We start from the raw sequence: 24,400 nt of genomic DNA on the forward strand, positions 1-24,400 counted from the left end.
TCAGCCGCCTGCTGCTCAGCAGCCCGGCACACCGTGACACCTCGCTGTTCCGCAGGGCGGTGGGGGTAGCGTTCACCGCCCTGCCCATCGCCCTGTTCGTCGCCGTGTGCTTCGGCTACTACTACACGGCACTGAAGCTTACCGACCGACTCATCTACACCCTGTACCTGCTGCTGTTCTGGCTGGTGATCGAGGCCGCCTTCGTGCGCGGCCTGTCGGTGGCTGCACGACGCCTGGCCTACCAGCGTGCGTTGACCAAGCGTGCGGCAGCCAAGGAAGGGCTGGATGGCGAAGTCATCACCGAAGAGCCAACGCTGGATATCGAACAGGTCAACCAGCAGTCGCTGCGCCTGATCCGCCTGGCCCTGCTCGGCGGCTTCATCGCCGGCCTGTACTGGGTGTGGGCCGACCTGATCTCGGTGTTCGCCTACCTCAACAATTTCGTCCTCTACGAATACACCAGCGGCACCGGCGCCGCCGCCAGCATGGTACCGATCAGCCTCGGCGATCTGCTCGGCGCGCTGGTGATCGTCGGCATCACTTTCGCCCTGGCCGGCAACTTGCCAGGCTTGCTGGAAGTACTGGTGCTGTCTCGCCTGAACCTGGCCCAGGGCAGTGCCTACGCCACCACCACGCTGTTGTCGTACACCATCGTCGGCATCGGCATCGTCAGCACCCTGTCGACCCTGGGGGTGAGCTGGGACAAGCTGCAATGGCTGGTGGCTGCGCTGTCAGTAGGGCTGGGCTTCGGCATGCAGGAAATCTTCGCCAACTTCATCTCCGGCATCATGATCCTGTTCGAGCGCCCGGTACGGATTGGCGACACCATCACCATCGGCAACCTGTCGGGCACGGTAAGCAAGATCCGCATCCGTGCCACCACCATCACCGACTTCGACCGCAAGGACATCATCGTCCCCAACAAGACCTTCATCACTGGCCAACTGATCAACTGGTCGCTGACCGATACGGTCACCCGGGTGACGCTGAAGCTGGGCATCGACTATGGCTCAGACCTCGACCTGGTGCGCGACCTGCTGCTCAAGGGCGCGCATGAGAACCCACGCGTGCTCAAGGATCCGGAACCGATCGTGTACTTCCTCAACTTCGGCGAGAGCTCGCTGGACCACGAACTGCGCATGCACGTGCGTGACCTGGGCGACCGCAACCCGACGCTGGACGAGATCAACCGCTACATCAACCGCGAGTTCAAGGCCCACAACATCAAGATCTCGGTACGCCAGGTAGAGGTATTCCTGATGGACGCCAAGGGCAGCAAACAGCAATTGATTCCGATGGAACAGCCAAAATCGGATGGCACTGCTTCGGCCTGAATAGGCTCGAATACTTTATTGTGTGCAAAATGGCTACGAGGGCTTCGCCCTCGTTCGCGGGTAAACCCGCTCCTACATCGGGCGCTGGCCGCTGTGGGGGCGGGTTCACCCGCGAAAGGCCGCCAAGCGGCCCCATTGGCACCGATTCCAAGGAGCAGTCCCGTGAAAGCCCTCGACCAACTCACCTTCGACAACCGCTTCGCCCGCCTGGGCGATGCGTTCTCCACCCAGGTGCTGCCCGAGCCCATTGCAGACCCGCGCCTGGTGGTAGCGAGCGAGTCGGCCATGGCCTTGCTCGACCTCGACCCCGCCCAGGCCGAGCTGCCGGTGTTCGCCGAACTGTTCAGCGGCCACAAACTGTGGGAAGAGGCCGACCCTCGGGCGATGGTTTATTCCGGCCACCAGTTCGGCTCGTACAACCCACGTCTGGGCGACGGCCGTGGCCTGCTACTGGCCGAAGTGCTCAACGACGCAGGCGAACACTGGGACCTGCACCTCAAGGGCGCCGGCCAGACACCCTACTCCCGCATGGGTGACGGCCGCGCCGTGCTGCGCTCGTCGATTCGCGAGTTCCTCGCCTCCGAAGCCCTGCACGCCCTGGGTATCGCTACCAGCCGGGCACTGTGCGTGATCGGTTCCAGCACCCCGGTGTGGCGCGAAACCCGTGAAAGCGCGGCCATGCTGACGCGCCTGGCGCAGAGCCATGTGCGTTTCGGTCATTTCGAGTACTTCTACTACACCAAGCAGCCCGAGCAGCAGCGCGTGTTGATCGACCATGTGCTGGAACAGCACTATCCCGAATGCCGTGACGCCGAGCAGCCTTACCTGGCCATGTTCCGCACCATCGTCGAGCGCAATGCCGAACTGATCGCCCGCTGGCAGGCGTATGGCTTCTGCCACGGCGTGATGAACACCGATAACATGTCGATCCTCGGCATCACCTTCGATTTTGGCCCCTATGCGTTCCTGGATGACTTCGACGCCAACTTCATCTGCAACCACTCCGACGATCGAGGCCGCTACAGCTACGCCAACCAAGTGCCCATCGCCCACTGGAACCTCAGCGCGCTGGCCCAGGCACTGACCACCGTGATCGAAGTTGAGCCACTGAAGGACGCGTTGGGCCTGTTCCTGCCGCTGTACCAGGCCCATTACCTGGACCTGATGCGCCGGCGCCTGGGGCTGACCACCGCCGAAGATGATGACATGGCGCTGGTCGAGCGCCTGCTGCAGTGCATGCAACGCGGTGGCGTGGACTACAGCCTGTTCTTCCGCAAACTGGGTGAGCAGCCGGTGGCCGAGGCGCTGAAGGTGGCGCGCGATGACTTTATCGACCTGGCCGGCTTCGATGCCTGGGGCGCAGACTACCTGGCCCGCTGTGGGCGTGAACCCGGCAATGCCGAAGGCCGCCGTGAGCGGATGCATGCGGTAAACCCGCTGTACGTGCTGCGCAACTACCTGGCGCAGAAAGCCATCGAAGCGGCCGAGGCGGGGGATTACAGTGAAGTTCGACGGCTGCACCAAGTCCTGACCAGGCCGTTCGAGGAACAGCCCGGGATGCAGGCCTACGCCGAGCGACCGCCGGAGTGGGGCAAGCACCTGGAAATCAGCTGCTCTTCCTGATTAGCGCCGAATCCTGAGCGGTTTTACCGGCGAAGCCGGTGCCATGCACCGCGTCGCATTCTTCGCGGGTGAACCCGCTCCTACAGGGAACCGCGATAGACCTACTGGAGATGAAATGACCGACCCACTGGTAATCCCCTGCCCCCACTGCAACGGCCTCAACCGCCTGCCCGCCGAGCGCCTGGGCGATGCGCCGAAATGCGGTCGCTGCAAACAGGACGTGCTGTTGAGCACCCCTTTCGAGCTCACCGAAGCCAGCTATGCCAGCCAGATCAAAGGCGACCTGCCGCTGCTGGTCGACATCTGGGCCGACTGGTGCGGCCCGTGCAAGTCATTTGCCCCCACCTTCGAAGAGGCCGCCCGGAAGCTTGCAGGCCGCTGCCGCCTGGCCAAGCTCGACAGCGAAGCCAACCGTAACCTCGCTGGGCAACTGGGCATACGCTCGATCCCCAGCCTGCTGCTGTTCAAGAACGGCCGCGAAGTCAGCCGGCAGGCCGGGGCGTTTCCACTCCAGTCCCTGCTGGAGTGGCTGCGTAACCACGGGGTTTAAGCATTCTCCTCAAGCAGCGAATGCAGCTCGACAAACTGCAGAGTCAGCTTGTGCCGCGGCTCCAGGTGAATCAGCGGCAGGCTGGCGTGGTGCGATTCGCGCATTTTCACCGAGCTGCCCAAGTACACCGGCAGCACCGGTAACCCTTCGGCCAACAGCTCGTCGAGCATCTGCTGTGGCAGGCTGGCACGTGACTGGAACTGGTTGACCACGATGCCTTCGACCACCAGGTCTTCGTTGTGGTCTTCCTTGAGGTCTTCGATCTCGGCCAGCAGGCCATACAGGGCCTGGCGCGAAAAGCTGTCGCAGTCGAAGGGAATCAGCACGCGATCGGCAGCGATCAGCGCAGAAACCGCATAGAAATTAAGCGCCGGCGGGGTATCGATGTAAATACGCTCGTAATCCTCGTCCAGCTCGTCGAGCAACTTGCGCAGCTTGTTGATCTTGTGTTTTGCCTCCAGCTTTGGCTGCAGGTCGGCCAGCTCGGCAGTGGCGGTGACCACATGCAGGTTGTCGAATGGGGTTTCGTAGATATCGACCTTGTTCTTCTTGCTGAACGGCCCGCTGGAAAGGCTTTGCTTGAAGAAGTCGGCGATGCCCATGGGGATGTCCTCGCCGGTCAGGCCGGTGAGGTATTGGGTCGAGTTCGCCTGGGCATCCAGGTCGATCAACAAGGTCCGGTAGCCTTCATTGGCACTGACCGCCGCCAGGTTGCAGGCAATGCTCGACTTGCCCACGCCACCTTTCTGATTGAACACCACGCGCCGCATGATTGACCTCCGTGTATCAACGAATGCCCGAGTATGTGGCGGCAGTGGGGCAATGACCAGTGCCAATTGCCCCGGCATCACGCCTGACCGACCACCTGCCCTGTCAACAACTCGGCAAATGCCTTGGCCATGACCGAATGGCCGCGCTCACGCTGCACCAGCCACACCGCCGACATCGCCTCTTCATCGAGCAAGGTGCGGTACACCACCCCTTCTATACGCATGCGCTGGAACGACGCCGGCAGCACCGACACCCCCAGCCCCGCCGAGACCAGGCCGATGATGGTCATCGCTTCCCCTGCCTCTTGCGCAAAATGGGGGCTGAAACCCGCATGCCGCGCCAGGCTCAGCAATTGTGCATGCAAGCCGCTGCCATAACTGCGCGGGAAGAACACGAAGGGCTCAGGGGCCAACGCCGCCATGTAGACGCCTTGCTCAGTGCCCTCAGCCAGCGGATGCGAAGCATTGATCACCGCCACCAACGGTTCTCGGAACAACTCGGTGGCCACCAACCCCTCCGGCAGCGGCATCGGCCGCATCAACCCCACCTCGATGGACTCGTCGAATACCCCTTCGGCAACATCACGGCTGCTCATTTCCTTGAGGTTCAGGTGCACCGCCGGAAAGCGTTGACGGAAGGCATGAATGGCCTTGGGGATTTTCGAGGTGAACGGGGCCGAGGAAGTGAAACCGATTTTCATCTCGCCCAGCTCGCCCAACTGCGCACGCCGAGCTACATCCGCGGCCTTCTCCACCTGCGCCAATACCTGGCGCGCTTCCTCGAGGAACAATCGCCCGGCCTCGCTCAGTTCGACACGACGATTGGTACGGTCGAACAACCGGGCCCCCAACTCCTGCTCCAGAGCCTGGATCTGCTGACTCAAGGGCGGCTGGGAAATACCCAGCTGCTGGGCGGCGCGGCCAAAGTGCAGCTCTTCGGCCACAGCAATGAAGTAACGCAGATGACGCAATTCCATGATCCGCTCCAAACAAGTCGCCAAACATCTCAAATAGGTCGAACAATATATTGGATCTAATCGTTAGCCAGCTATATGCTTTTTTCCATTGCGCCAGAGGTACCCGCCCGTGAAAACTGCAGTAGCCCCCCTCCTCCTTGAGCCACAACCTGCCATCCTGACCGAAATGTGGATCGAAAAAGGCACACCCGCTTTCATGAAAACCGTGCTGGCCTTGTTCAGCGGCGGTTTCGCCACCTTCGCCTTGCTGTACTGCGTACAGCCAATGATGCCTCTGCTATCCAACGAGTTTTCCATCAACGCGGCGCAGAGCAGCCTGGTGCTGTCGGTGTCCACCGCCATGCTGGCGTTCGGCCTGCTGATCACCGGCCCCATTTCTGACCGCATCGGACGCAAGCCCGTGATGGTGTTCGCGCTGGTCTGCGCCGCCCTGTCCACCTTGGCCAGCGCAGTGATGCCCAGCTGGGAGCTGGTACTGGCCACCCGCGCCTTGGTCGGCCTGTCGCTGAGCGGCCTGGCGGCAGTGGCGATGACCTACCTGAGCGAAGAGATTCACCCGCAACACATTGGCCTGGCCATGGGCCTGTACATCGGCGGCAACGCGATTGGCGGCATGAGCGGGCGGCTCATCACTGGCGTACTGATCGACTTCGTCAGCTGGCACACGGCGATGCTGACCATTGGCGGCCTGGCCCTGGTGGCCGCGCTGGTGTTCTGGAAGGTGCTGCCGGAATCACGCAATTTCCGCGCACAGACGATGAACCCACGCAGCCTGCTGGACGGTTTTGTCATGCACTTCAAAGATGCAGGCCTGCCCTGGCTGTTTCTTGAAGCCTTCTTGCTGATGGGCGCCTTCGTCACCCTGTTCAACTACATCGGCTACCGCCTGCTGGCCGAGCCCTACCACATGAACCAGGCGCTGGTCGGCTTGCTGTCGGTGGTTTACCTGTCGGGTATCTACAGTTCGGCACAGGTCGGCGCGCTGGCGGACAAACTGGGCCGGCGCAAGGTGTTCTGGGCCAGTATCGTGGTAATGGCAGGTGGCTTGCTGATGACACTGGCCAGTCCGCTGGTGATGGTGATCGTGGGCATGCTGGTGTTCACCTTCGGCTTCTTTGGTGCGCACTCGGTGGCCAGCAGCTGGATCGGCCGCCGGGCGCTGAAGGCCAAGGGGCAGGCGTCGTCGCTGTACCTGTTCTGCTACTACGCTGGCTCCAGCGTGGCCGGTACGGCGGGCGGGGTGTTCTGGCACCAGTGGGGCTGGAACGGGATCGGGCTGTTCATTGGCAGCTTGCTGGCGGTGGCATTGCTGGTGGCATTGCACCTGAGCAAGTTACCACCCAAAACGGTGTGAGGCATTCGCGGGCACGCCTGCACCCACAACCTGTGGGAGCGGGCGTGACCACGAAGAGTCCATCAGATCAGTTGATGATCTCGACAATATCCACATCCACTTCCCGGCTCATCAGGTGCTTTTCAACCTCACCGGTCAGCTTCACCTTGGTCTTGTCGTTGAACGGCGTCGGCGGCAGGTCCTCATCGTCGATCTCGACAGTGATGGTGCCGGTGTTGTCCTTGAACTCGTACTTGTCGTCGTTGTTGATCTTCTTGGTCACGAAGCCCTGCAGCACGACGGGGGTGTCATCGGCGGCGTCGTTCGCGGCGGCAACCGTGGTTACCGACTGGGCGCCAGGGCCGGTGTAGCCAGCGGCAAATGCGCCAGCGCTGAACAAGGGGGCGAGGATGAGGGCAAGATAACGGATTTTCATGAGGATCGGGTCCTGTTTCGGTTTCGATGGGACCAGATTAACGACGATCGCTGAATTAAAACTTAATGCAAAATAAAAGCCCGGCACATGACCGGGCTTATGGTTTCCGCGTGTCACCTCACTGGTGATACTGCGCCGACAGCTCGTGAACGGCATTGATGAATACGCCGGCATGCTCCGGGTCGACTTCCGGGGTAATGCCGTGGCCCAGGTTGAACACATGACCGGTGCCATGGCCGTAGCTGGCCAGGATGCGCGCCACTTCCTTGCGAATGGCCTCGGGCTTGGCGTACAGCACGGTCGGATCCATGTTGCCTTGCAAGGCTACTTTGTCACCCACGCGGCGGCGGGCGTCGCCGATTTCGCAGGTCCAGTCCAGGCCCAGTGCGTCGGCACCTGCGTCGGCGATGCTTTCCAGCCACAAACCACCATTCTTGGTGAACAGGATCACCGGCACCTTGCGCCCCTCGTGCTCGCGGATCAGGCCGCTGACGATCTTGCGCATGTAGGCCAGTGAGAACTCCTGGTAGGCCGCCGCCGACAGGTTGCCGCCCCAAGTGTCGAAGATCTGCACGGCCTGGGCGCCGGCCAGGATCTGGCCGTTAAGGTAGCTGGTGACCGACTGGGCCAGCTTGTCCAGCAGCAGGTGCAGGGCTTGCGGATTGTCGTAGGCCATGGCCTTGGTCTTGCGGAAGTCCTTCGACGAGCCGCCTTCGACCATGTAGGTGGCCAGGGTCCACGGGCTGCCGGAGAAGCCGATCAACGGCACACGGCCATTGAGCTCACGGCGAATGGTGCTGACCGCGTCCATCACGTAGCCGAGGTCTTTCTGTGGGTCCGGGACTGGCAGCGCTTCGATGTCGGCGGGGGTGCTGATGACCTTCTTGAAACGCGGGCCTTCGCCGGTTTCGAAGTACAGGCCCAGGCCCATGGCATCGGGAATGGTAAGGATGTCCGAGAACAGGATCGCTGCGTCCAGCGGGTAGCGGTCCAGCGGCTGCAGGGTGACCTCGCAGGCGAACTGCGGGTTCATGCACAGGCTCATGAAGTCACCGGCCTTGGCGCGGCTGGCGCGGTACTCCGGCAGGTAGCGGCCGGCCTGGCGCATCATCCACACCGGGGTGACGTCTACGGGTTGCTTGAGCAGTGCACGCAGGAAACGATCGTTCTTCAGGGCAGTCATGTCGGCATCCGGAAAAATAGTGCGGGCATTTTCTCAGACACCAGCGCAAAAGGCACGGCCATGACCATGTGTTTTGTCTATTGGATGCCACAGATCAAGCGTTTTTGTATACAAAAGCTTCGCGGGCATGCCCGCTACCACGGGTTCTACGCTTAACCCTGTGGGAGCGGGCATGCCCGCGAACAGGCCGAAAATCAGACTTCGAGGTAGTCCAGGATACCCTCGGCGGCCGTACGCCCTTCGAAGATCGCAGTCACCACCAGGTCCGAACCGCGCACCATGTCGCCACCGGCAAACACTTTCGGGTTGCTGGTCTGGTGCTTGAACTTGCCCTTCTCCGGGGCAACCACACGGCCCTGGCTGTCCAGCTGAATGCCATGCTGTTCAAACCACGGTGCCGGGCTCGGGCGGAATCCGAAGGCGATTACCACGGCGTCTGCCGGCAGGATCTCTTCGGAACCCGGGATTGGCTCAGGGCTGCGGCGGCCACGGGCATCAGGCTCGCCCAGGCGGGTCTCGACCACTTTGACGCCTTCGACCTTGTCCTCACCCACAATGGCAATGGGCTGACGGTTGTAGAGGAACTTCACGCCCTCTTCCTTGGCGTTCTTCACCTCTTTGCGCGAACCCGGCATGTTGGCTTCGTCACGACGATAAGCACAGGTCACCGCCTTGGCACCCTGACGGATCGAGGTACGGTTGCAGTCCATCGCAGTGTCACCACCACCCAGCACCACCACTTTCTTGCCCTGCATGTCGACGAAGTCTTCCGGCGACTTCTCGAAGCCCAGGTTGCGGTTGACGTTGGCGATCAGGAAGTCCAGTGCGTCATGCACGCCCGGCAGGTCTTCACCCGGGAAGCCGCCCTTCATGTAGGTGTAGGTACCCATGCCCATGAACACAGCGTCGTACTCGGCGAGCAGCTGTTCCATGGTCACGTCCTTGCCCACCTCGGTGTTCAGGCGGAACTCGATGCCCATGCCGGTGAACACTTCACGGCGGTTGCTGAGCACGGTCTTTTCCAGCTTGAACTCGGGGATACCGAAAGTCAGCAGGCCACCGATCTCAGGGTTTTTGTCGAACACCACCGGGGTTACCCCGGCGCGCACCAGCACATCGGCGCAGCCCAGGCCAGCCGGGCCTGCGCCGATGATGGCGACGCGCTTGCCGGTGGGCTTGACCTTGGACATGTCCGGGCGCCAGCCCATGGCGAAGGCGGTGTCGGTGATGTACTTCTCCACCGAGCCGATGGTCACCGCGCCGAAACCGTCGTTCAGGGTGCAGGCACCCTCGCACAGGCGGTCTTGCGGGCAAACACGGCCGCATACTTCCGGCAGGGTGTTGGTCTGGTGCGACAGTTCCGCCGCGGCCAGGATGTTGCCTTCGGAGACCAGCTTCAACCAGTTGGGGATGAAGTTGTGTACCGGGCACTTCCACTCGCAATACGGGTTACCGCAGCCCAGGCAGCGGTGCGCCTGCTCCACGGACTGCTGCGGCTTGAACGGTTCGTAGATTTCCACGAACTCTTTCTTGCGCTGGCGCAGCAGCTTTTTTTTCGGGTCCTTTCGGCCCACTTCGATGAACTGGAAGTCGTTGTTCAGACGTTCAGCCATTTTTCAAAACCTCTTTACAGCAGCTGCAAGCTACACGCTGCAAGCCGCAAGACGATCACTTAAGCCGGGCAAACCTCTCACTGCCATTACGTGCAGCTTGAGGCTTGCCACTTGCAGCTGTTTTTACTGCGGGTTGGCACGGGTGCTGGACAGCAGCTGCTTCAGGTTGGCTGCCTTCGGCTTGACCAGCCAGAAGCGCCGCACGTAGTCGTCCAGGTTCTCCGAGAGCTCACGCCCCCACTCGCTGCCGGTCTCATCCACATACTCGGCAAGGACACGCGCCAGGTGGCTACGGTAGGCCTCCATCGCTTCACCACTGATACGCTGGATTTCCACCAGCTCGTGGTTGAGCTTGTCGACGAAGCTATTGTCCATGTCGAGCACGTAGGCAAAGCCGCCAGTCATGCCAGAACCGAAGTTGTAACCGGTCTTGCCCAGAACGCAGACAAAGCCGCCGGTCATGTATTCACAGCAGTGATCGCCAGTGCCCTCGACAACAGCATGGGCGCCGGAGTTACGCACAGCGAAGCGCTCGCCCGCAGTACCTGCGGCAAACAGCTTGCCGCCAGTGGCACCGTACAGGCAGGTGTTGCCGACGATGGCGCTGTGCTGGGTTTCGAACGGGCTGCCGGCTGGCGGCACGATGGTGACCTTACCACCGGTCATGCCTTTGCCGACGTAATCGTTGGCGTCGCCTTCCAGGTGCAGGTTAAGGCCACCAGCGTTCCACACGCCAAAGCTCTGGCCCGCAGTCCCCTTGAAGCGGAAGGTGATCGGCGCCGCGGCCATGCCCTGGTTGCCGTGCAGGCGGGCGATTTCGCCCGACACACGCGCACCAATGGAGCGGTCGCAGTTGCAGATGTCGAGGCTGAACTCGCCACCTGCCTGGTCGCGGATGGCCGGCATGGCCATATCAACCATCTTCTCGGCCAACTCGCCCAGGTCGAACGGCGGGTTCTTGTCGACTTCGCAGAACTGCGGTTTGTCCGCCGGAATGTGCGAGCTGCCCAGCAGCGGCGACAGGTCCAGGTACTGCTGGCGTTCGGTGTCACCTGGCAGCACTTCGAGCAGGTCGGTACGGCCGATCAACTCGCCAAGGCTGCGCACACCCAGCTTGGCCAACCACTCGCGGGTTTCTTCGGCGACAAAGGTGAAGAAGTTGATCACCATGTCGACGGTGCCGATGTAGTGGTCCTTGCGCAGCTTGTCGTTCTGGGTGGCCACGCCGGTGGCGCAGTTGTTCAGGTGGCAGATGCGCAGGTACTTGCAGCCCAGGGCAATCATTGGCGCGGTACCAAAGCCGAAGCTTTCGGCACCGAGGATGGCCGCCTTGATCACGTCCAGGCCGGTTTTCAGGCCGCCGTCGGTCTGCACCCGCACCTTGCCACGCAGGTCGTTGCCACGCAGGGTCTGGTGGGTTTCCGCAAGGCCCAGCTCCCAAGGGGCGCCGGCGTATTTGATCGAGGTCAGCGGCGAAGCACCGGTACCACCGTCGTAACCGGAGATGGTGATCAGGTCGGCATAGGCCTTGGCCACACCTGCGGCGATGGTGCCCACGCCCGCTTCGGCTACCAGCTTGACCGATACCAGCGCCTGCGGGTTGACCTGCTTGAGGTCGTAGATCAGCTGCGCCAGATCTTCGATCGAGTAGATGTCATGGTGGGGCGGTGGCGAGATCAGGGTCACGCCCGGTACCGCATAACGCAGCTTGGCGATCAGGCCGTTGACCTTTCCGCCCGGCAACTGGCCGCCCTCACCCGGCTTGGCGCCTTGGGCAACCTTGATCTGCAGCACTTCGGCGTTGACCAGATACTCCGGGGTCACACCAAAACGGCCGGTGGCCACCTGCTTGATCTTCGAGCTCTTGATGGTGCCATAGCGCGACGGGTCTTCGCCGCCTTCACCCGAGTTGGAGCGTGCGCCCAGGCGGTTCATGGCCTCGGCCAGCGCTTCGTGGGCTTCCGGCGACAGTGCACCCAGCGAGATACCCGCCGAGTCGAAACGCTTGAGAATCGCCTCCAGCGGCTCGATCTGCTCCAGCGCCAGCGGCTGGTCGGCCACTTTCACCTTGAGCAAGTCACGAATCATCGACACCGGGCGCTGGTCCACCAGCGTGGTGTATTCCTTGAACTTGGCGTAGTCGCCCTGCTGCACGGCGGCTTGCAGGGTGTTGACCACATCCGGGTTGTAAGCGTGGTATTCGCCACCGTGGACGAACTTCAACAGGCCACCTTGCTGGATCGGCTTACGCGCGCTCCAGGCTTCGGCCGCCAGCAGCTTCTGGTCGTTCTCCAGGTCTTCGAAGCGCGCACCCTTGATGCGGCTGGACACGCCCTTGAAGCTCAGGCCGACCACTTCCTCGGCCAGGCCAATGGCTTCGAACAGCTGTGCACCGCGGTACGAGGCGATGGTGGAGATACCCATCTTCGACAGGATCTTCAGCAGGCCCTTGGAGATACCTTTGCGGTAGTACTTGAACACTTCGTCCAGGTCGCCCAGCACTTCACCGGTACGGATCAGGTCAGCCAGTACTTCATACGCCAGGTACGGGTAAACGGCCGAGGCACCGAAGCCCAGCAGCACGGCGAAGTGATGCGGATCACGGGCGGTAGCGGTTTCCACCAGGATGTTGCTGTCGCAGCGCAGGCCCTGTTCGGTCAGCCGGTGGTGCACTGCACCAACGGCCAGCGAAGCATGCACCGGCAGCTTGCCCGGGGCGATATAACGGTCGCTCAGCACCAGCTGGGTCTTGCCCCCACGCACAGCTTCTTCGGCCTGGTCGGCAATGTTGCGGATGGCCGCTTCCAGGCCCACGCTCTGCTCATAGTTGAGGTCGATCAGCTGGCGGTCGAAGCCTTCGCGCTCCAGGCTCATCAGCGAACGCCACTTGGCGGGCGAGATGACCGGCGAGCTGAGGATGACCCGCGAAGCGTGCTCCGGGGACTCCTGGAAGATGTTGCGCTCGGCACCCAGGCAGATTTCCAGCGACATCACGATCGCTTCACGCAGCGGGTCGATCGGCGGGTTGGTTACCTGAGCGAACTGCTGGCGGAAGAAGTCGTACGGCGAGCGCACGCGCTGCGACAGCACGGCCATCGGCGTGTCGTCACCCATCGAGCCAACGGCTTCCTGGCCCTGCTCACCCAACGGGCGCAGTACCTGGTCACGCTCTTCGAAGGTGACCTGGAACATCTTCATGTATTGCTTGAGCTGGTCAGCGTCGTAGCTGGCCACACCCTGGTCGTCGGTCAGCGTCGCCTGGATACGCGTAGCGTGCTGGCGCAACCAGCGCTTGTACGGGTGCCGCGACTTCAGGCGGTTGTCGATGGCGTCGGTGTCGAGGATCTGGCCGGTTTCGGTGTCCACGGCAAGGATCTGGCCCGGGCCGACACGGCCCTTGGCCAGCACTTCCTCAGGCTGATAGCCCCATACGCCGATTTCCGAGGCAATGGTGATGTAACCATTGGTGGTGGTCACCCAGCGCGCCGGGCGCAGACCGTTTCGGTCGAGCAGGCACACCGCGTGGCGGCCTTCGGTCATGACGATACCGGCCGGGCCATCCCACGGCTCCATGTGCATGGAGTTGTATTCGTAGAAGGCGCGCAGGTCGGCGTCCATGGTCTCGACGTTCTGCCACGCTGGCGGTACCAGCATGCGCACGCCGCGGAACAGATCGATGCCACCGGTGACCATCAGTTCCAGCATGTTGTCCATGCTCGACGAGTCGGAGCCGACGCGATTGACCAGCGGGCCGAGCTCTTCGAGGTCGGGGATCTGGTCATTGGCGAACTTGGTGCGACGAGCAACGGCCCAGTTACGGTTGCCGGTGATGGTGTTGATCTCGCCGTTATGGGCGAGGAAGCGGAACGGCTGCGCCAGCGGCCATTTCGGCAGGGTGTTGGTGGAGAAGCGCTGGTGGAACACGCAGATCGCGGTTTGCAGGCGCTCGTCACCCAGGTCTGGATAAAACGCCGCGAGATCGCGCGGCATCATCAGGCCTTTGTAGATGATGGTCTTGTGCGAGAAGCTGCAGATGTAGTGGTCGGCGTCGTGGGCGTTGGCCACCGACGAACGACGACGGGCACTGAACAGCTTGATGGCAAATTCCTGGTCGCTCAGGCCTTCACCGCCAATGAACACCTGCTCGATCTGCGGCAGGCGCTCGAGGGCCAGGCGGCCGAGTACGCTGGTGTCGATCGGCACCTTGCGCCAGCCAACCAGTTTCAGGCCAGCGGCGACGATCTCGCGGTCCATGTTGGCGCGGGCAGCTTCGGCTTTGACCGGGTCCTGGTTGAAGAACACCATGCCGACGGCGTACTGCTTGGGCAGCTCGACAGCGAAGTGCTCCTGGGCCATGGCACGCAGGAATTGATCGGGCTTCTGCATGAGCAGACCGCAACCGTCACCGGTCTTGCCGTCGGCATTGATGCCACCGCGGTGGGTCATGCACGTCAGCGCCTGCATGGCGGTTTGCAGAAGGTGGTGGCTCGGCACACCCGTCATATGGGCGATCAGGCCAAAACCACAGTTGTCCTTGAATTCTTCGGGATGGTACAGACCTGTTTTCATAGACACATTCTCACCAGGTTCACCTCTCAACGGAGGTAAATCTCTTTTTTAACAACCACTTACCATCCACGCCGATCAAACGCCAGCTTTTTTGCGGTGGTCATGGAAAACCATTGTTGCACAGCGACAGCGACGCCCACAAATTTTCATGTCTCATCATTGAAAATTTATGTCGCAATTTTGAATGTTTTTGCGCCATGCGCCGTGATAGCGGCTTGGCTCGAGTCTGAAGCGTTTCAGCCATGACTGCAACTAGGGGCTTGTGGCCGGCAGTCCGGGACAGAAAAGCCTGCCGCGCTCGGGCGCAGCAGGCTAGTCGAAAGCTAGAATTCGCTTAGCTACTGGGCGGCAGGGTGATGCCGCCCGGAAGGTATCAGCGGGCCGTGGCCAGCTCTTGTTGGACGCTGCCGACGGTACGTGGCCAAGGTTTACCAGCCTGGACCTTCGCTGGCAAGTTCTTGATTGCCGCTACCGCTGCGTCGCGGTTGGCGAAACTGCCGTAAGTCACGACGTACAAGGGCTTGCCCTGCAGGTTTTTCTTGAAGTAGCGATAGTCGCCACCCTGGGCCTTGACGTAAGCCTGGGCCGACGCCTCGGAGCTGGTACCGAGGATCTGCACCACGTAATTGCCCGGCTTCTGTCCGGCATACCAGCCGCTGTTGCCAGCGCTAGCGGGGGCTGGTTTTTCAGCTGGTTTTTCGGCAGCTTTGGCGGCCGGCTTGGCCACGGCGACCTGGGTCGGCGCTGGTGCTGGCTTGGCCGGCGCAACCGGTTTCGCGGGCTGGGTTGCAACAGGCTTGGGCGCAGGCGCAACCGACTGAACTGGCTGGGCCGGCGCAGGCGCCGGGCCAGCTGGCACACCTTGTGGCGGAGCGATGGTGGTCACGGTGGGTGGCGGGTTGCCAGGCTGCAGCGCGGTGTCGACAGCCGGGCCTCCCTCTTCACCCTCGCCCATGCCTGCGGCTTGGGCCAGCGGCTCGCGCATCACCGGCTGCGACTGGCCAACCAGTGGCAGCGGCATTGGCTGGGACGAGCCAGAGAACTCGATGGCAGCACCCTGCTTGCCGTCACCCAGCGGCAACTGGGCCTGGGCGGCCGGCGCTTCGGCAGGGGCCTTGTCGCTTTTCTTGGGCATCAATACCGCGGCCGCAACGGCAACCACGACCACAGCGGACAGTGCGAGCACATGTTTTTTAGGCATCTTGAACCCCATGGTTGGTCGCTTGGCCGTCGAGCGGCTGGCGATCATGGCTTCGATCAAAGTGTCACGGGCGACCTGATTGATGTTGCCAGGCCAGCCGTCGGAGTTTTCATGGATATCGGCGATCTGTTCACGGCTGAACACCTCGATGCCCCGACCAGCCCCTTCCAGGCGCTGTTCCAGGTACTCGCGGGTTTCTTCTTCACTGTAGGGCGCAAGCTCGATGATGTGGAAACGTTCTTCCTCGACATTGAGCTCATCCAGCCCGGCAATCAGCGATGGCTCACCGAACAGAAACACGTGCGGACGCCCTTCAGGAACCCCCGCCGCCAACTCCAGCAACGCTTGGAGTGCCGACTCGTCGAGTTGTTCCGCATCGTCCACCAGCAAATACACTTCCTGCCCGGTCAGTGCCAGCTGCACCACCTTCGACAGGATCGCCTGCACCTCGGGCTGGGCCACACCCAGCTCCTGCGCGACCTGCGCGAGCATACTGGAGGCGTCGCTGGCGCTGCGGGCCGACACCACCACACTTTGCACAGTCTGCTTGTTGGTGCTGGCCACCAGGGCCTGGCGAAGTAGCGACTTGCCGCTGCCCAACGGGCCGCTGACCACCAGCATCAACTGGCTATAGCGCGCCAGGTGGTGCAGTTGGCCAAGCACCGGTTTGCGCTGGGCCGGGAAGAACTTGAAGCCAGGTACGCGGGGCGCGAACGGATCATGGCTCAACTGGTAATGGTCGAGAAAGGCCTCATCGGCATGCAAACTTGTCATTGCGCTGTCACAACCTCAAAGCTGGGCCACGATCGCGCGGTAATCCGCCGACAGCGTGGCCTGAAGAATCTCTTTCGAATAGTCGTCGGTCACCACGGCCTCGCCCATCTGGCGCAGCAGCACCAAACGCAAACGACCGTCGAGCACCTTCTTGTCGACCGCCATGTGCTCCATGAAGTGCGCCGGGGTCATTTCCTGTGGTGGCACCACCGGCAAACCTGCGTCCTGCAACAGGCGGATTCCACGATCGCGCTCAGCCTGGTCGATCCAGCCAAGGCGCATGGACATTTCCAGGGCCATCACTGTGCCCGCCGCGACAGCCTCGCCGTGCAGCCACACGCCATAGCCCATGTGGGTTTCGATAGCATGCCCGAAGGTATGCCCCAGGTTCAGCGTGGCCCGTACGCCCGACTCGCGCTCGTCAGCACCCACCACTGCGGCCTTGGCCGCGCAAGAGCGGCGGATGGCCTCGGTCAGGGCTGCCGAATCGAGGGCACGCAGTGCCTGCATATTGTCTTCGAGCCAGGCGAGGAACGGCTTGTCGCAAATCAGGCCGTACTTGATCACTTCGGCCAGACCTGCGGACAGCTCGCGCGCTGGCAGGGTCTTGAGGCTGGTGGTATCGATCAGCACCGCATTGGGCTGATAGAACGCACCGACCATGTTCTTGCCCAGCGGATGATTGATGCCGGTCTTGCCACCCACGGAAGAGTCGACCTGGGACAACAGGGTAGTCGGCACCTGGATGAAGTCGACGCCGCGCTGGTAGCAGGCGGCTGCGAAACCAGCCATGTCACCAATCACGCCACCACCAAGCGCGACCACAGTAGTACGACGATCATGCCGAGCTGTCAGCAGGCCATCGAAGATCAACTGCAATGTTTCCCAGTTCTTGTGGGCTTCCCCATCGGGCAACACCACGGGCAGTACCGAGTAGGCACCAAGGGCCTTGCTCAGGCGTTCGAGATACAGCGGCGCGACGGTCTCGTTGGAAACGATGGCTACCTGCCGACCCGCAATGTGCGGCGCCAGCAGCTCAGGCTGGTCCAGCAGGCCTTCGCCAATGTAGATCGGGTAGCTACGCTCGCCCAGGTCGACCTTTAGTGTCTGCATGTATCCCCACAATGTACTTGGGCGCGGCGCCATCCGGCGACCTGCGCGGTAACGTTGAGCCTCGCCTCGGCGCTGGAGGCCGAGAATAGTCCCGGGTTAACGGGGCGGCAACTGCTGCAAGCGCTCGAGAATATCGATCACCACCATGCGTGGTGGCCGCTCGTCGGTTTCAACCACCACGTCGGCGATCTCGCGGTAGAGCGGGTCGCGGGTTTCCAGCAAGGTGCGCAAGGTCGCCTCCGGATTGGCTGTGCGCAGCAGCGGGCGATTGCGGTCGCGCGCGGTGCGACCGACTTGCTGCTCGACCGAAGCATGCAGGTAGATCACCCGGCCACCCTGATGCAGCGCCTGCCGGTTGGCTTCGCGCATCACCGCGCCACCACCGGTGGCCAGCACCACACCGTCGAGCGCGCACAACTCGGCAATCATCGCTTGCTCGCGATCACGGAAACCCGGCTCGCCTTCCTTGTCGAATATCCACGGGATGTTTGCGCCGCATCGCAGTTCGATTTCCTTGTCGGAATCCTTGAACAGCAGGCGCAGCTCTTTGGCCAACAGGCGTCCGATGGTGCTTTTACCAGCGCCCATGGGCCCCACAAGTATCAAATTTCGCACAGAATCAACGACTCACAGCAATCGCCTGGTCACTCATGATACGCGGAGTCAGGAAGACCAGCAGCTCGGATTTTTTCTCTTGTAATGCATCGCGTCGAAACAGCCGCCCAACATACGGCAGATCGCCGAAAAATGGCACCTTGTCGACCACATTGTTTTGCGAAGTCGAGTAGACGCCACCGATCACGATCGTTTCGCCGTCAGCCACACGAACCTTGGCATTGACCTCGTTCTTGCGGATCGGCGGTACGTTGTTCAAGGCATTGACGTAATCCGGCTCGTCCTTGGTCACCCGGACGGTCATGATCACCTTGTTGTCCGGAGTGATCTGTGGCGTTACTTCCAGCGACAGCGAGGCTTCGCGAAACGATACCGAGGTAGCGCCGCTTTGGCTGGTTTCCTGGTAAGGCACCTCGGTACCCTTGAGGATCCTCGCCGTTTCCTTGTCAGCCGTGACCACCTTGGGCTGCGAAATGATCTCGCCGTTGCCGCTTTTTTCCATGGCACTGAGTTCCAGATCCAGCAACACGTCACCGCGCAACAGACCCAGGCCGATACTGCTGCCGGCTCGCTCCAGACCGAGGTCGACGAACAGCTCCTTGCCGGGCCGCAGTTTCTCGCCGTACAGCGGCCCACCCCAGCGTACCCCCAGGCTTTTCTCATAATCGACGTTGGCCTCGACGATACGCGCCTCGATCGCTACCTGACGCACCGGCACGTCCAACTGCGCCACCAACTGGCGCATCTCGGCCAGGCGGTCAGCGGGCAGGTACACCACCAGCGTATTGGTGCGCTCATCGACACTCAGGCTACCCGTGGAGATGCCGCCACCCTCCAGACTTGCCAGCAGCAACTGCGCCAAATCGGCGGCCTTGGCGTGGTGAATGGTCAGCAGTTCCCGACGCAATGGCTGCAGCTGCGCGTCCAGCACTTGGCTCACCCGGGCGTCTGCCGATTGCGCGGCAAACTCGGCCGCAGGCGCCACCAACAGCACATTGCCCTCCTGGCGCCGGGACAGGCCCTTGCTGCGCAGCACCAGGTCGAGCGCCTGATCCCACGGCACGTCCTGCAAACGCAAAGTGACGCTGCCTTGTACCGCATCACTGGCGACCAGGTTGACGCCGGCGTAGTCAGCCAGCACCTGCAGCACCGCACGCACCTCTACATCCTGGAAGTTCAGCGACAGGGGTTCACCCTGGTAAGGCGTCGCCGAAGCCAGCGGGATCGACAGCAGGGTTGCCAGCAGGTATTTCATCCACGTTTTCATTCGGGTCCGAGGCCTCCTTGCCCAGGCGCTTGGCGAGGGTGATGAACGCCGTGCGCTCGTGCCATACCCCCGCCATGAACAGCCGCTCACGCACTTCGACCTGACGTTGGTCTATATGCATCACTACCCCCTGATCACGCCCTACCCGGTCGCCCGGGCGTACGCGATAGAGCTTGCCAGCCGCCATCAGCAGTGCCTCGCGTGCCGCCCCGCGCGCCAGGCTGCCGACCATTTCCAGCTGCGCCAACGGCACGCCGACCAGCCCGGCACTGGCCACTCGCGCAGCAGCCGGCGCAAACGGGTCCACTTCAGGTGCAACCATTGCGGCCCTTGCCGGCAGGTCCGCCAGCATTGCAGGTGCCTTCAGGGGCGTAGCCGCGTGATAGGCATCAACCCGCAACTGCAGGCGCAACAGTCCAGGCTGGCGATTAACGGTTGCCAGGCTCATGTCACCGCTGCGCAGAATCCGCGCCTGCCCCAACCAGTCGCCCAGCCACAGCCGCAAGGCCGAGTAACGCCCTACCACTTGCACCACCAGCGGTACCTTACTGAATCCGGCCTGTTGCTCGCCCTCACCTACATCGAGGCGCTCGACAAGCAAGCCGTGCGCATGCCCCGACACTGCCAGACGCTCAAGCAGGTCGCTCATGCTCTCCCCGGCGGCCAGATACCAGTGCGCCGCTTGCAACCGCTGTTCGGCAATCACCGTTAGAGCCTTCAGCCGCTCCAGTTCGGCCAACTGCGATGAACTGGCTGCCTGCAGCTGGCTCAACTCGACATGCCTGGCATCCTCCCGCGCCTGCTGCTGCAACAGGGCGGGCAGGCGCATCGCGCAGCCCAGGCTGAACAACACAACAGCCACCAGCACTGGCGCCAGCCGTCGGAAGCGCCCTGAGCCCTCGACCACCGCCAGCCAAGCGAGCATCTGCGCGGTACTCACGACCAGAACGCCGCAACGCGAGCGGTCAGCAGAAACTCATCGCCGTCCGGCAGGCTCTTGATGCGTTTGAGTTCCAGATCGAGCAAAACGCTCGAGCGGTTCAAGTCGCGCATGAACTGAGCAACCACAGCACCGGACGCAGCCACCCCTGTCATCTGCAAGCGGCCACTATCAAGGCTCAGGTCAAGTAACTGCACACCTTCAGGCAACGCCCCTTCAAGGTCGGCGAAGACACCGGCCAATACTCCCTGATGGGCGCGCAGGCCTTCCAGGGCCACCGCCCGGGCAAGTAGCGCTTCATGCTGTGCACGCACTTCGGCCAGCGGCTGCAACTGCTCATCCTGTGCATCAAGGGTCGCTTGGCGCTGGGTATTGGCCAGCACCTGCTGATGCCCGCGTTGGCGGGCCAGCTGATCGACCAGCATCACGGCGCACAAAGCCAAGAGAGCACCACCCACCAGCTGGCCTCGAAAGCGCCGCAGCGCCGCCTGACGCTGCCGTTCGCGCCAGGGTAGAAGGTTCAGTCGCATCATGGGCGCAAACCTCCCAAGGCCAAGGCGCAGGCCAGGAGCATCGCCCCATCAACATGCTCAAGCCCTACCAGCCCAGGCAGGTACGTGCACCGCACATTCAGCCGGCTGCCAAGGCCTTGCAGCCAGCCCGGATTGATCGATGAGCTGCTGGCAACCCACAACCCCGCAGGCAGGCTCTGCCTGGCAAGTAAAGCCTGCAGGCGCTCTAACCATTGCCCGTTCATATCCGGGCCAGTCGTTTGTAGTTCACAGCGCTGGTACACCCTGCCTGGCTGCCAGTCATGAAGCGTTACACTGCGGGTTTCGACACGCAGCAGCGCTGCTCCCTCAAGGCCACCCTGTGGCAACATGCGGCACAAGGCAATGGTGTCGACCTCGACGGCTTCCAACTGCAAGCCCGCCTCCTCAACGACGGCTTCGAGTGACGCCAGCGCACTCTGTCGACAGGCAGCAACCATTACCTCTGAGCAACCTGGCTGGTCATGGGAAGCCCCCATGACCTGAAAATCCAAGGCCAGGTCTTCCAGCGGAAACGGAAACAGCCGCTCTGCATCGGCAAGCAGTTGTGCCTCCAACTGCGCCCCGCTCCGCTCCACCGGCAGATGGCACAACTTGCAGATAACCTGACTGGCCGGCAGTGCCAGCGCTACCCGGCGTTGCCTGAGGCCGCTGCGCCGGTAAGCGCGCTGCAGCGCAGCCACCACCCCGCCAGGCGCCTCAGCCCAGTCATCGGCCAGCGGCGCCTGAAACAGCTCTTGTGCCGACCCCATCACACGCCAGCGTCGATTGCGCTGCTGCAGTTGCATTATCCGAACGGCGTCGGGCGTGATTTCCACCCCCACCAGTGAACCGGCATCCTTGCCGAAGCGTCCAAACATCGCGACTCCTTTGCTGTCTGTTGCAGCTGCCAAGCGCAGCCACCTGTCGCAACCCCGCGGCAACACTGAGCCGGGGCTACTCATCGAGTCGACGGGTAGCCTGGCCGGTCACCCGGAGAGGCGAAAAATGCTTATAATGCCCAGCGTTTTTTGGTCCACCGGACCTGCGTGCAATCCACTCCCAACCTGGACACCGAAAAGCCTTGATACGTCTGCTGAAGTTCTTCTGGTGGTCTTCCGTCGCAGTCATCTGCGCGCTCGTACTCGGTGTGAGCGGTGCGTTTCTGTATCTTAGCCCCAGCCTGCCCTCGGTCGAGTCCCTCAGAAGCATCCAGTTGCAGATCCCCCTCAGGGTGTACAGCAGCGATGGCAAGCTGATTGCCGAATTCGGCGAAATGCGCCGCTCGCCGATCCGCTTCGCGGAAATTCCCCCACAATTCATTCAGGCGCTGCTGTCAGCCGAGGACGACAATTTCCTCAACCACTACGGTGTCGACCCCAGCAGCCTGATGCGCGCCGCGACCCAGCTGGTGAAAACCGGTCATATCCAGACCGGCGGCAGCACCATCACCATGCAGGTGGCGAAAAACTTCTTCCTCACCAGCGAACGCAGCTTCTCACGCAAGACCAACGAAATCCTGCTGGCCCTGCAGATCGAGCGTGAGCTGACCAAGGACGAAATCCTTGAGCTGTACGTGAACAAGATCTACCTGGGCAACCGCGCCTACGGTATCGATGCAGCAGCACAGGTGTATTACGGCAAGTCCATCCGTGACGTGAGCCTGGCGCAGATGGCGATGATCGCCGGCCTGCCCAAGGCACCGTCGCGCTTCAACCCGCTGGCCAACCCGGTGCGCGCCAAAGAGCGCCGCGACTGGATCCTTGGGCGCATGTACAAGCTAGGCAAGATCGACCAGGCCAGCTACGAGGCCGCCCTGGCCGAGCCGCTCAACGCCAGCTATCACGTGCCGACGCCTGAGGTGAATGCCCCGTACATCGCCGAAATGGCCCGCGCGGAAATGGTCGGCCGCTACGGCAGCGACGCCTACACCGAAGGCTTCCGCGTCACGACCACCGTGCCTAGCGACATGCAGGAAATGGCCAACAAGGCCGTCCTCAAGGGCCTCTCCGATTACGATGAGCGCCACGGCTACCGTGGCCCTGAAGCACGCTTCCCGGGCCGCACCCACGCAGCCTGGCTGCAGGAGCTGGGCAAGCAACGCACCCTTGGCGGCCTGGAGCCAGCCATTGTCACCCAGGTGGAACACACCGGCCTCAAGGTGCTGACCCGTGACGGCCAAGAGGCGCAGGTTGCCTGGGACACCATGAAATGGGCGCGCCCGTTCATCAACAACAACGCCCAGGGCCGTTCACCGCAATCGCCGGCCGACGTGGCCCAGGTCGGTGACCTGGTGCGCCTGCAACGCCTTGACGATGGCACATTGAAGTTCAGCCAGGTGCCCGTTGCGCAGAGCGCCCTGGTCACCCTCGACCCGAACAACGGCGCCATCCGCGCCCTGGTCGGCGGTTTCTCGTTCGAACAGAGCAATTACAACCGCGCCGTGCAGGCCAAGCGCCAACCGGGCTCGAGTTTCAAACCATTCATCTACAGCGCCGCGCTGGACAGCGGCTACACCGCTTCCAGCCTGGTCAACGATGCGCCGATCGTGTTCGTTGACGAGTCGGTGGATAAAGTGTGGCGACCGAAGAACGATACCAACACCTTCCTCGGCCCTATCCGCATGCGTGAGGCGCTGTACAAGTCACGTAACCTGGTGTCGATCCGCCTGCTGCAAGCCATGGGCGTGGACCGCACCATCGACTACATCGCCAAGTTTGGCTTCAACAAGCAGGACCTGCCGCGCAACCTGTCGCTGGCCCTGGGCACCGCCACCCTGACCCCGATGGAAATCGCCACCGGCTGGAGCACCTTTGCCAACGGTGGGTACAAGATCACCCCGTACCTGATCGAGCGCATCGAGAGCCGCAGCGGCGAGACACTGTTCACCGCCAACCCGGCCCGCGTACCGCAAGGTGCCCAAGACCAGGCGGGCCTGGCCGCACCCGAGCAGCCAATCAGCACTGCGGCCATGCCGGGCGAAGCACCTTCTGCCTTGAGCCAGGTGGCCGCGGCACCGCAAGCGCCGGCAGTGGCCGAACAGATCATCGACGGGCGTACCACCTACATCCTCACCAGCATGCTGCAGGACGTGATCAAGCGCGGCACCGGCCGCCGGGCGCTGGCCTTGGGCCGCACCGACCTGGCGGGCAAGACAGGTACGACCAACGAATCCAAGGACGCCTGGTTCTCCGGTTACAACGCCGATTACGTGACTACCGTTTGGGTCGGCTTCGACCAACCGGAAACCCTCGGCCGCCGCGAATATGGCGGGACTGCGGCACTGCCGATCTGGATGAACTTCATGGGCGCGGCGCTCAAGGACAAGCCTGCGCATGCCCCGGCAGAGCCGGAGGGCATTCTCAGCTTGCGCGTCGACCCGGTCAGCGGGCGCGCGGCATCGCCGGGCACACCGAATGCCTACTTCGAGCTGTTCAAAGCCGAAGATTCGCCGCCGTCGGTGGACGAGCTGGGCAATGGCGCGGCACCGGGCAGCCCGCTGCCAGCCGATGAAGCGACGCCGATGGATCTGTTCTAAGGCAGGGCGCCTGACTCAGGTTTTGCGTGGGCGC

The 24,400-nt window shown here is 62.4% G+C and carries 18 protein-coding genes; 5 read left to right on the plus strand and 13 right to left on the minus strand.

Annotation, left to right across the window (positions count from 1 at the left end; translation table 11 throughout):
• From BJQ17_RS26260 to trxC, 3 genes are all read left to right on the plus strand, one after another.
• Nucleotides 1-1,334: mechanosensitive ion channel domain-containing protein (locus BJQ17_RS26260; protein WP_139139823.1), on the plus strand; the 1,334-nt coding region annotated here is incomplete at its 5' end.
• Between the two features lie 162 nt (nt 1,335-1,496).
• Nucleotides 1,497-2,957: a protein adenylyltransferase SelO gene (gene selO / locus BJQ17_RS26265; protein ID WP_070096841.1), complete on the plus strand. Its 1,461-nt coding sequence runs from the start codon at nt 1,497-1,499 to the stop codon at nt 2,955-2,957.
• 115 nt (nt 2,958-3,072) lie between these two features.
• On the plus strand, nt 3,073-3,507 hold the full coding sequence (gene trxC / locus BJQ17_RS26270; protein WP_003249170.1) for a thioredoxin TrxC: 435 nt from the start codon (nt 3,073-3,075) through the stop codon (nt 3,505-3,507).
• Here trxC and BJQ17_RS26275 read toward each other — a convergent pair.
• Together BJQ17_RS26275 and BJQ17_RS26280 are read right to left on the minus strand one after the other, a co-directional pair.
• A complete protein-coding gene (locus BJQ17_RS26275; RefSeq protein ID WP_003249168.1) occupies nt 3,504-4,277 on the minus strand; it encodes a ParA family protein in 774 nt (257 codons plus the stop codon). The two genes, trxC and BJQ17_RS26275, sit on opposite strands and share 4 nt — an antisense overlap.
• Before the next feature lie 77 nt (nt 4,278-4,354).
• A complete protein-coding gene (locus BJQ17_RS26280) occupies nt 4,355-5,254 on the minus strand; it encodes a LysR family transcriptional regulator (RefSeq protein ID WP_003249165.1) in 900 nt (299 codons plus the stop codon).
• Nucleotides 5,255-5,420: 166 nt separating this feature from the next.
• Between BJQ17_RS26280 and BJQ17_RS26285 the strand changes: the two genes are divergently transcribed.
• The gene (locus BJQ17_RS26285) at nt 5,421-6,608 is read left to right on the plus strand and encodes an MFS transporter (protein WP_227743112.1); all 1,188 of its coding nucleotides are present in this window, start codon (nt 5,421-5,423) and stop codon (nt 6,606-6,608) included.
• 67 nt (nt 6,609-6,675) lie between these two features.
• On the opposite strand, the gene BJQ17_RS26290 is transcribed toward BJQ17_RS26285, so the two are convergent.
• From BJQ17_RS26290 to pilM, 11 genes are all read right to left on the minus strand, one after another.
• Nucleotides 6,676-7,023 carry a YgiW/YdeI family stress tolerance OB fold protein gene (locus tag BJQ17_RS26290; RefSeq protein WP_003249161.1) on the minus strand — a complete coding sequence of 116 codons (348 nt, stop codon included), beginning with the start codon at nt 7,021-7,023 and terminating at the stop codon, nt 6,676-6,678.
• 118 nt (nt 7,024-7,141) lie between these two features.
• Complete coding sequence (hemE, locus tag BJQ17_RS26295; RefSeq protein ID WP_003249158.1) at nt 7,142-8,206, minus strand: uroporphyrinogen decarboxylase; 1,065 nt, start codon at nt 8,204-8,206, stop codon at nt 7,142-7,144.
• A gap of 194 nt (nt 8,207-8,400) precedes the next feature.
• Entirely contained in the window at nt 8,401-9,819 is a 1,419-nt protein-coding gene (locus BJQ17_RS26300) for an FAD-dependent oxidoreductase (protein ID WP_003249156.1), read from the minus strand.
• Between the two features lie 123 nt (nt 9,820-9,942).
• Nucleotides 9,943-14,388 (minus strand): glutamate synthase large subunit, encoded by a 4,446-nt coding sequence (gene gltB / locus BJQ17_RS26305; RefSeq protein ID WP_014859123.1) that lies wholly within the window; start codon nt 14,386-14,388, stop codon nt 9,943-9,945.
• A 373-nt stretch (nt 14,389-14,761) separates the two neighbouring features.
• Nucleotides 14,762-16,363, minus strand: coding sequence for an SPOR domain-containing protein (locus BJQ17_RS26310; RefSeq protein WP_070096842.1), 1,602 nt, complete (start codon nt 16,361-16,363; stop codon nt 14,762-14,764).
• Nucleotides 16,364-16,378: 15 nt separating this feature from the next.
• Nucleotides 16,379-17,476, minus strand: coding sequence for a 3-dehydroquinate synthase (gene aroB / locus BJQ17_RS26315; protein WP_003249149.1), 1,098 nt, complete (start codon nt 17,474-17,476; stop codon nt 16,379-16,381).
• 96 nt (nt 17,477-17,572) lie between these two features.
• Complete coding sequence (gene aroK, locus BJQ17_RS26320) at nt 17,573-18,091, minus strand: shikimate kinase AroK (protein ID WP_003249147.1); 519 nt, start codon at nt 18,089-18,091, stop codon at nt 17,573-17,575.
• Between the two features lie 4 nt (nt 18,092-18,095).
• Complete coding sequence (locus tag BJQ17_RS26325; RefSeq protein WP_019752678.1) at nt 18,096-19,358, minus strand: type IV pilus secretin PilQ; 1,263 nt, start codon at nt 19,356-19,358, stop codon at nt 18,096-18,098.
• On the minus strand, nt 19,282-20,283 hold the full coding sequence (locus BJQ17_RS26330) for a pilus assembly protein PilP (protein ID WP_070096844.1): 1,002 nt from the start codon (nt 20,281-20,283) through the stop codon (nt 19,282-19,284). The genes BJQ17_RS26325 and BJQ17_RS26330 overlap by 77 nt, the downstream gene beginning before the upstream one ends.
• A gap of 11 nt (nt 20,284-20,294) precedes the next feature.
• Nucleotides 20,295-20,831, minus strand: coding sequence for a PilN domain-containing protein (locus tag BJQ17_RS26335; protein WP_014859127.1), 537 nt, complete (start codon nt 20,829-20,831; stop codon nt 20,295-20,297).
• Nucleotides 20,828-21,709: a type IV pilus biogenesis protein PilM gene (gene pilM / locus BJQ17_RS26340; RefSeq protein WP_070096843.1), complete on the minus strand. Its 882-nt coding sequence runs from the start codon at nt 21,707-21,709 to the stop codon at nt 20,828-20,830. The genes BJQ17_RS26335 and pilM overlap by 4 nt, the downstream gene beginning before the upstream one ends.
• Nucleotides 21,710-21,915: 206 nt before the next feature.
• Here pilM and BJQ17_RS26345 point away from each other — a divergent pair, with 206 nt between their 5' ends.
• Complete coding sequence (locus BJQ17_RS26345; RefSeq protein ID WP_371263213.1) at nt 21,916-24,366, plus strand: penicillin-binding protein 1A; 2,451 nt, start codon at nt 21,916-21,918, stop codon at nt 24,364-24,366.
• Nucleotides 24,367-24,400: the final 34 nt, after the last annotated feature.

It is taken from the genome of Pseudomonas sp. NBRC 111139 (assembly GCF_001753955.1).
Lineage (GTDB): Bacteria > Pseudomonadota > Gammaproteobacteria > Pseudomonadales > Pseudomonadaceae > Aquipseudomonas > Aquipseudomonas alloputida.

What these genes read in the sequence shown, in the direction of transcription:
- trxC (WP_003249170.1), top strand. Translation starts at nt 3,073, where the DNA reads ATGACCGACCCACTGGTAATCCCCTGCCCCCACTGCAACGGCCTCAAC.
- BJQ17_RS26275 (WP_003249168.1), bottom strand. Translation starts at nt 4,277, where the DNA reads ATGCGGCGCGTGGTGTTCAATCAGAAAGGTGGCGTGGGCAAGTCGAGC.
- BJQ17_RS26280 (WP_003249165.1), bottom strand. Translation starts at nt 5,254, where the DNA reads ATGGAATTGCGTCATCTGCGTTACTTCATTGCTGTGGCCGAAGAGCTG.
- BJQ17_RS26285 (WP_227743112.1), top strand. Translation starts at nt 5,421, where the DNA reads ATGTGGATCGAAAAAGGCACACCCGCTTTCATGAAAACCGTGCTGGCC.
- BJQ17_RS26290 (WP_003249161.1), bottom strand. Translation starts at nt 7,023, where the DNA reads ATGAAAATCCGTTATCTTGCCCTCATCCTCGCCCCCTTGTTCAGCGCT.
- hemE (WP_003249158.1), bottom strand. Translation starts at nt 8,206, where the DNA reads ATGACTGCCCTGAAGAACGATCGTTTCCTGCGTGCACTGCTCAAGCAA.
- BJQ17_RS26300 (WP_003249156.1), bottom strand. Translation starts at nt 9,819, where the DNA reads ATGGCTGAACGTCTGAACAACGACTTCCAGTTCATCGAAGTGGGCCGA.
- gltB (WP_014859123.1), bottom strand. Translation starts at nt 14,388, where the DNA reads ATGAAAACAGGTCTGTACCATCCCGAAGAATTCAAGGACAACTGTGGT.
- BJQ17_RS26310 (WP_070096842.1), bottom strand. Translation starts at nt 16,363, where the DNA reads ATGACAAGTTTGCATGCCGATGAGGCCTTTCTCGACCATTACCAGTTG.
- aroB (WP_003249149.1), bottom strand. Translation starts at nt 17,476, where the DNA reads ATGCAGACACTAAAGGTCGACCTGGGCGAGCGTAGCTACCCGATCTAC.
- BJQ17_RS26325 (WP_019752678.1), bottom strand. Translation starts at nt 19,358, where the DNA reads ATGAAAACGTGGATGAAATACCTGCTGGCAACCCTGCTGTCGATCCCG.
- BJQ17_RS26330 (WP_070096844.1), bottom strand. Translation starts at nt 20,283, where the DNA reads ATGCTCGCTTGGCTGGCGGTGGTCGAGGGCTCAGGGCGCTTCCGACGG.
- BJQ17_RS26335 (WP_014859127.1), bottom strand. Translation starts at nt 20,831, where the DNA reads ATGATGCGACTGAACCTTCTACCCTGGCGCGAACGGCAGCGTCAGGCG.
- pilM (WP_070096843.1), bottom strand. Translation starts at nt 21,709, where the DNA reads ATGTTTGGACGCTTCGGCAAGGATGCCGGTTCACTGGTGGGGGTGGAA.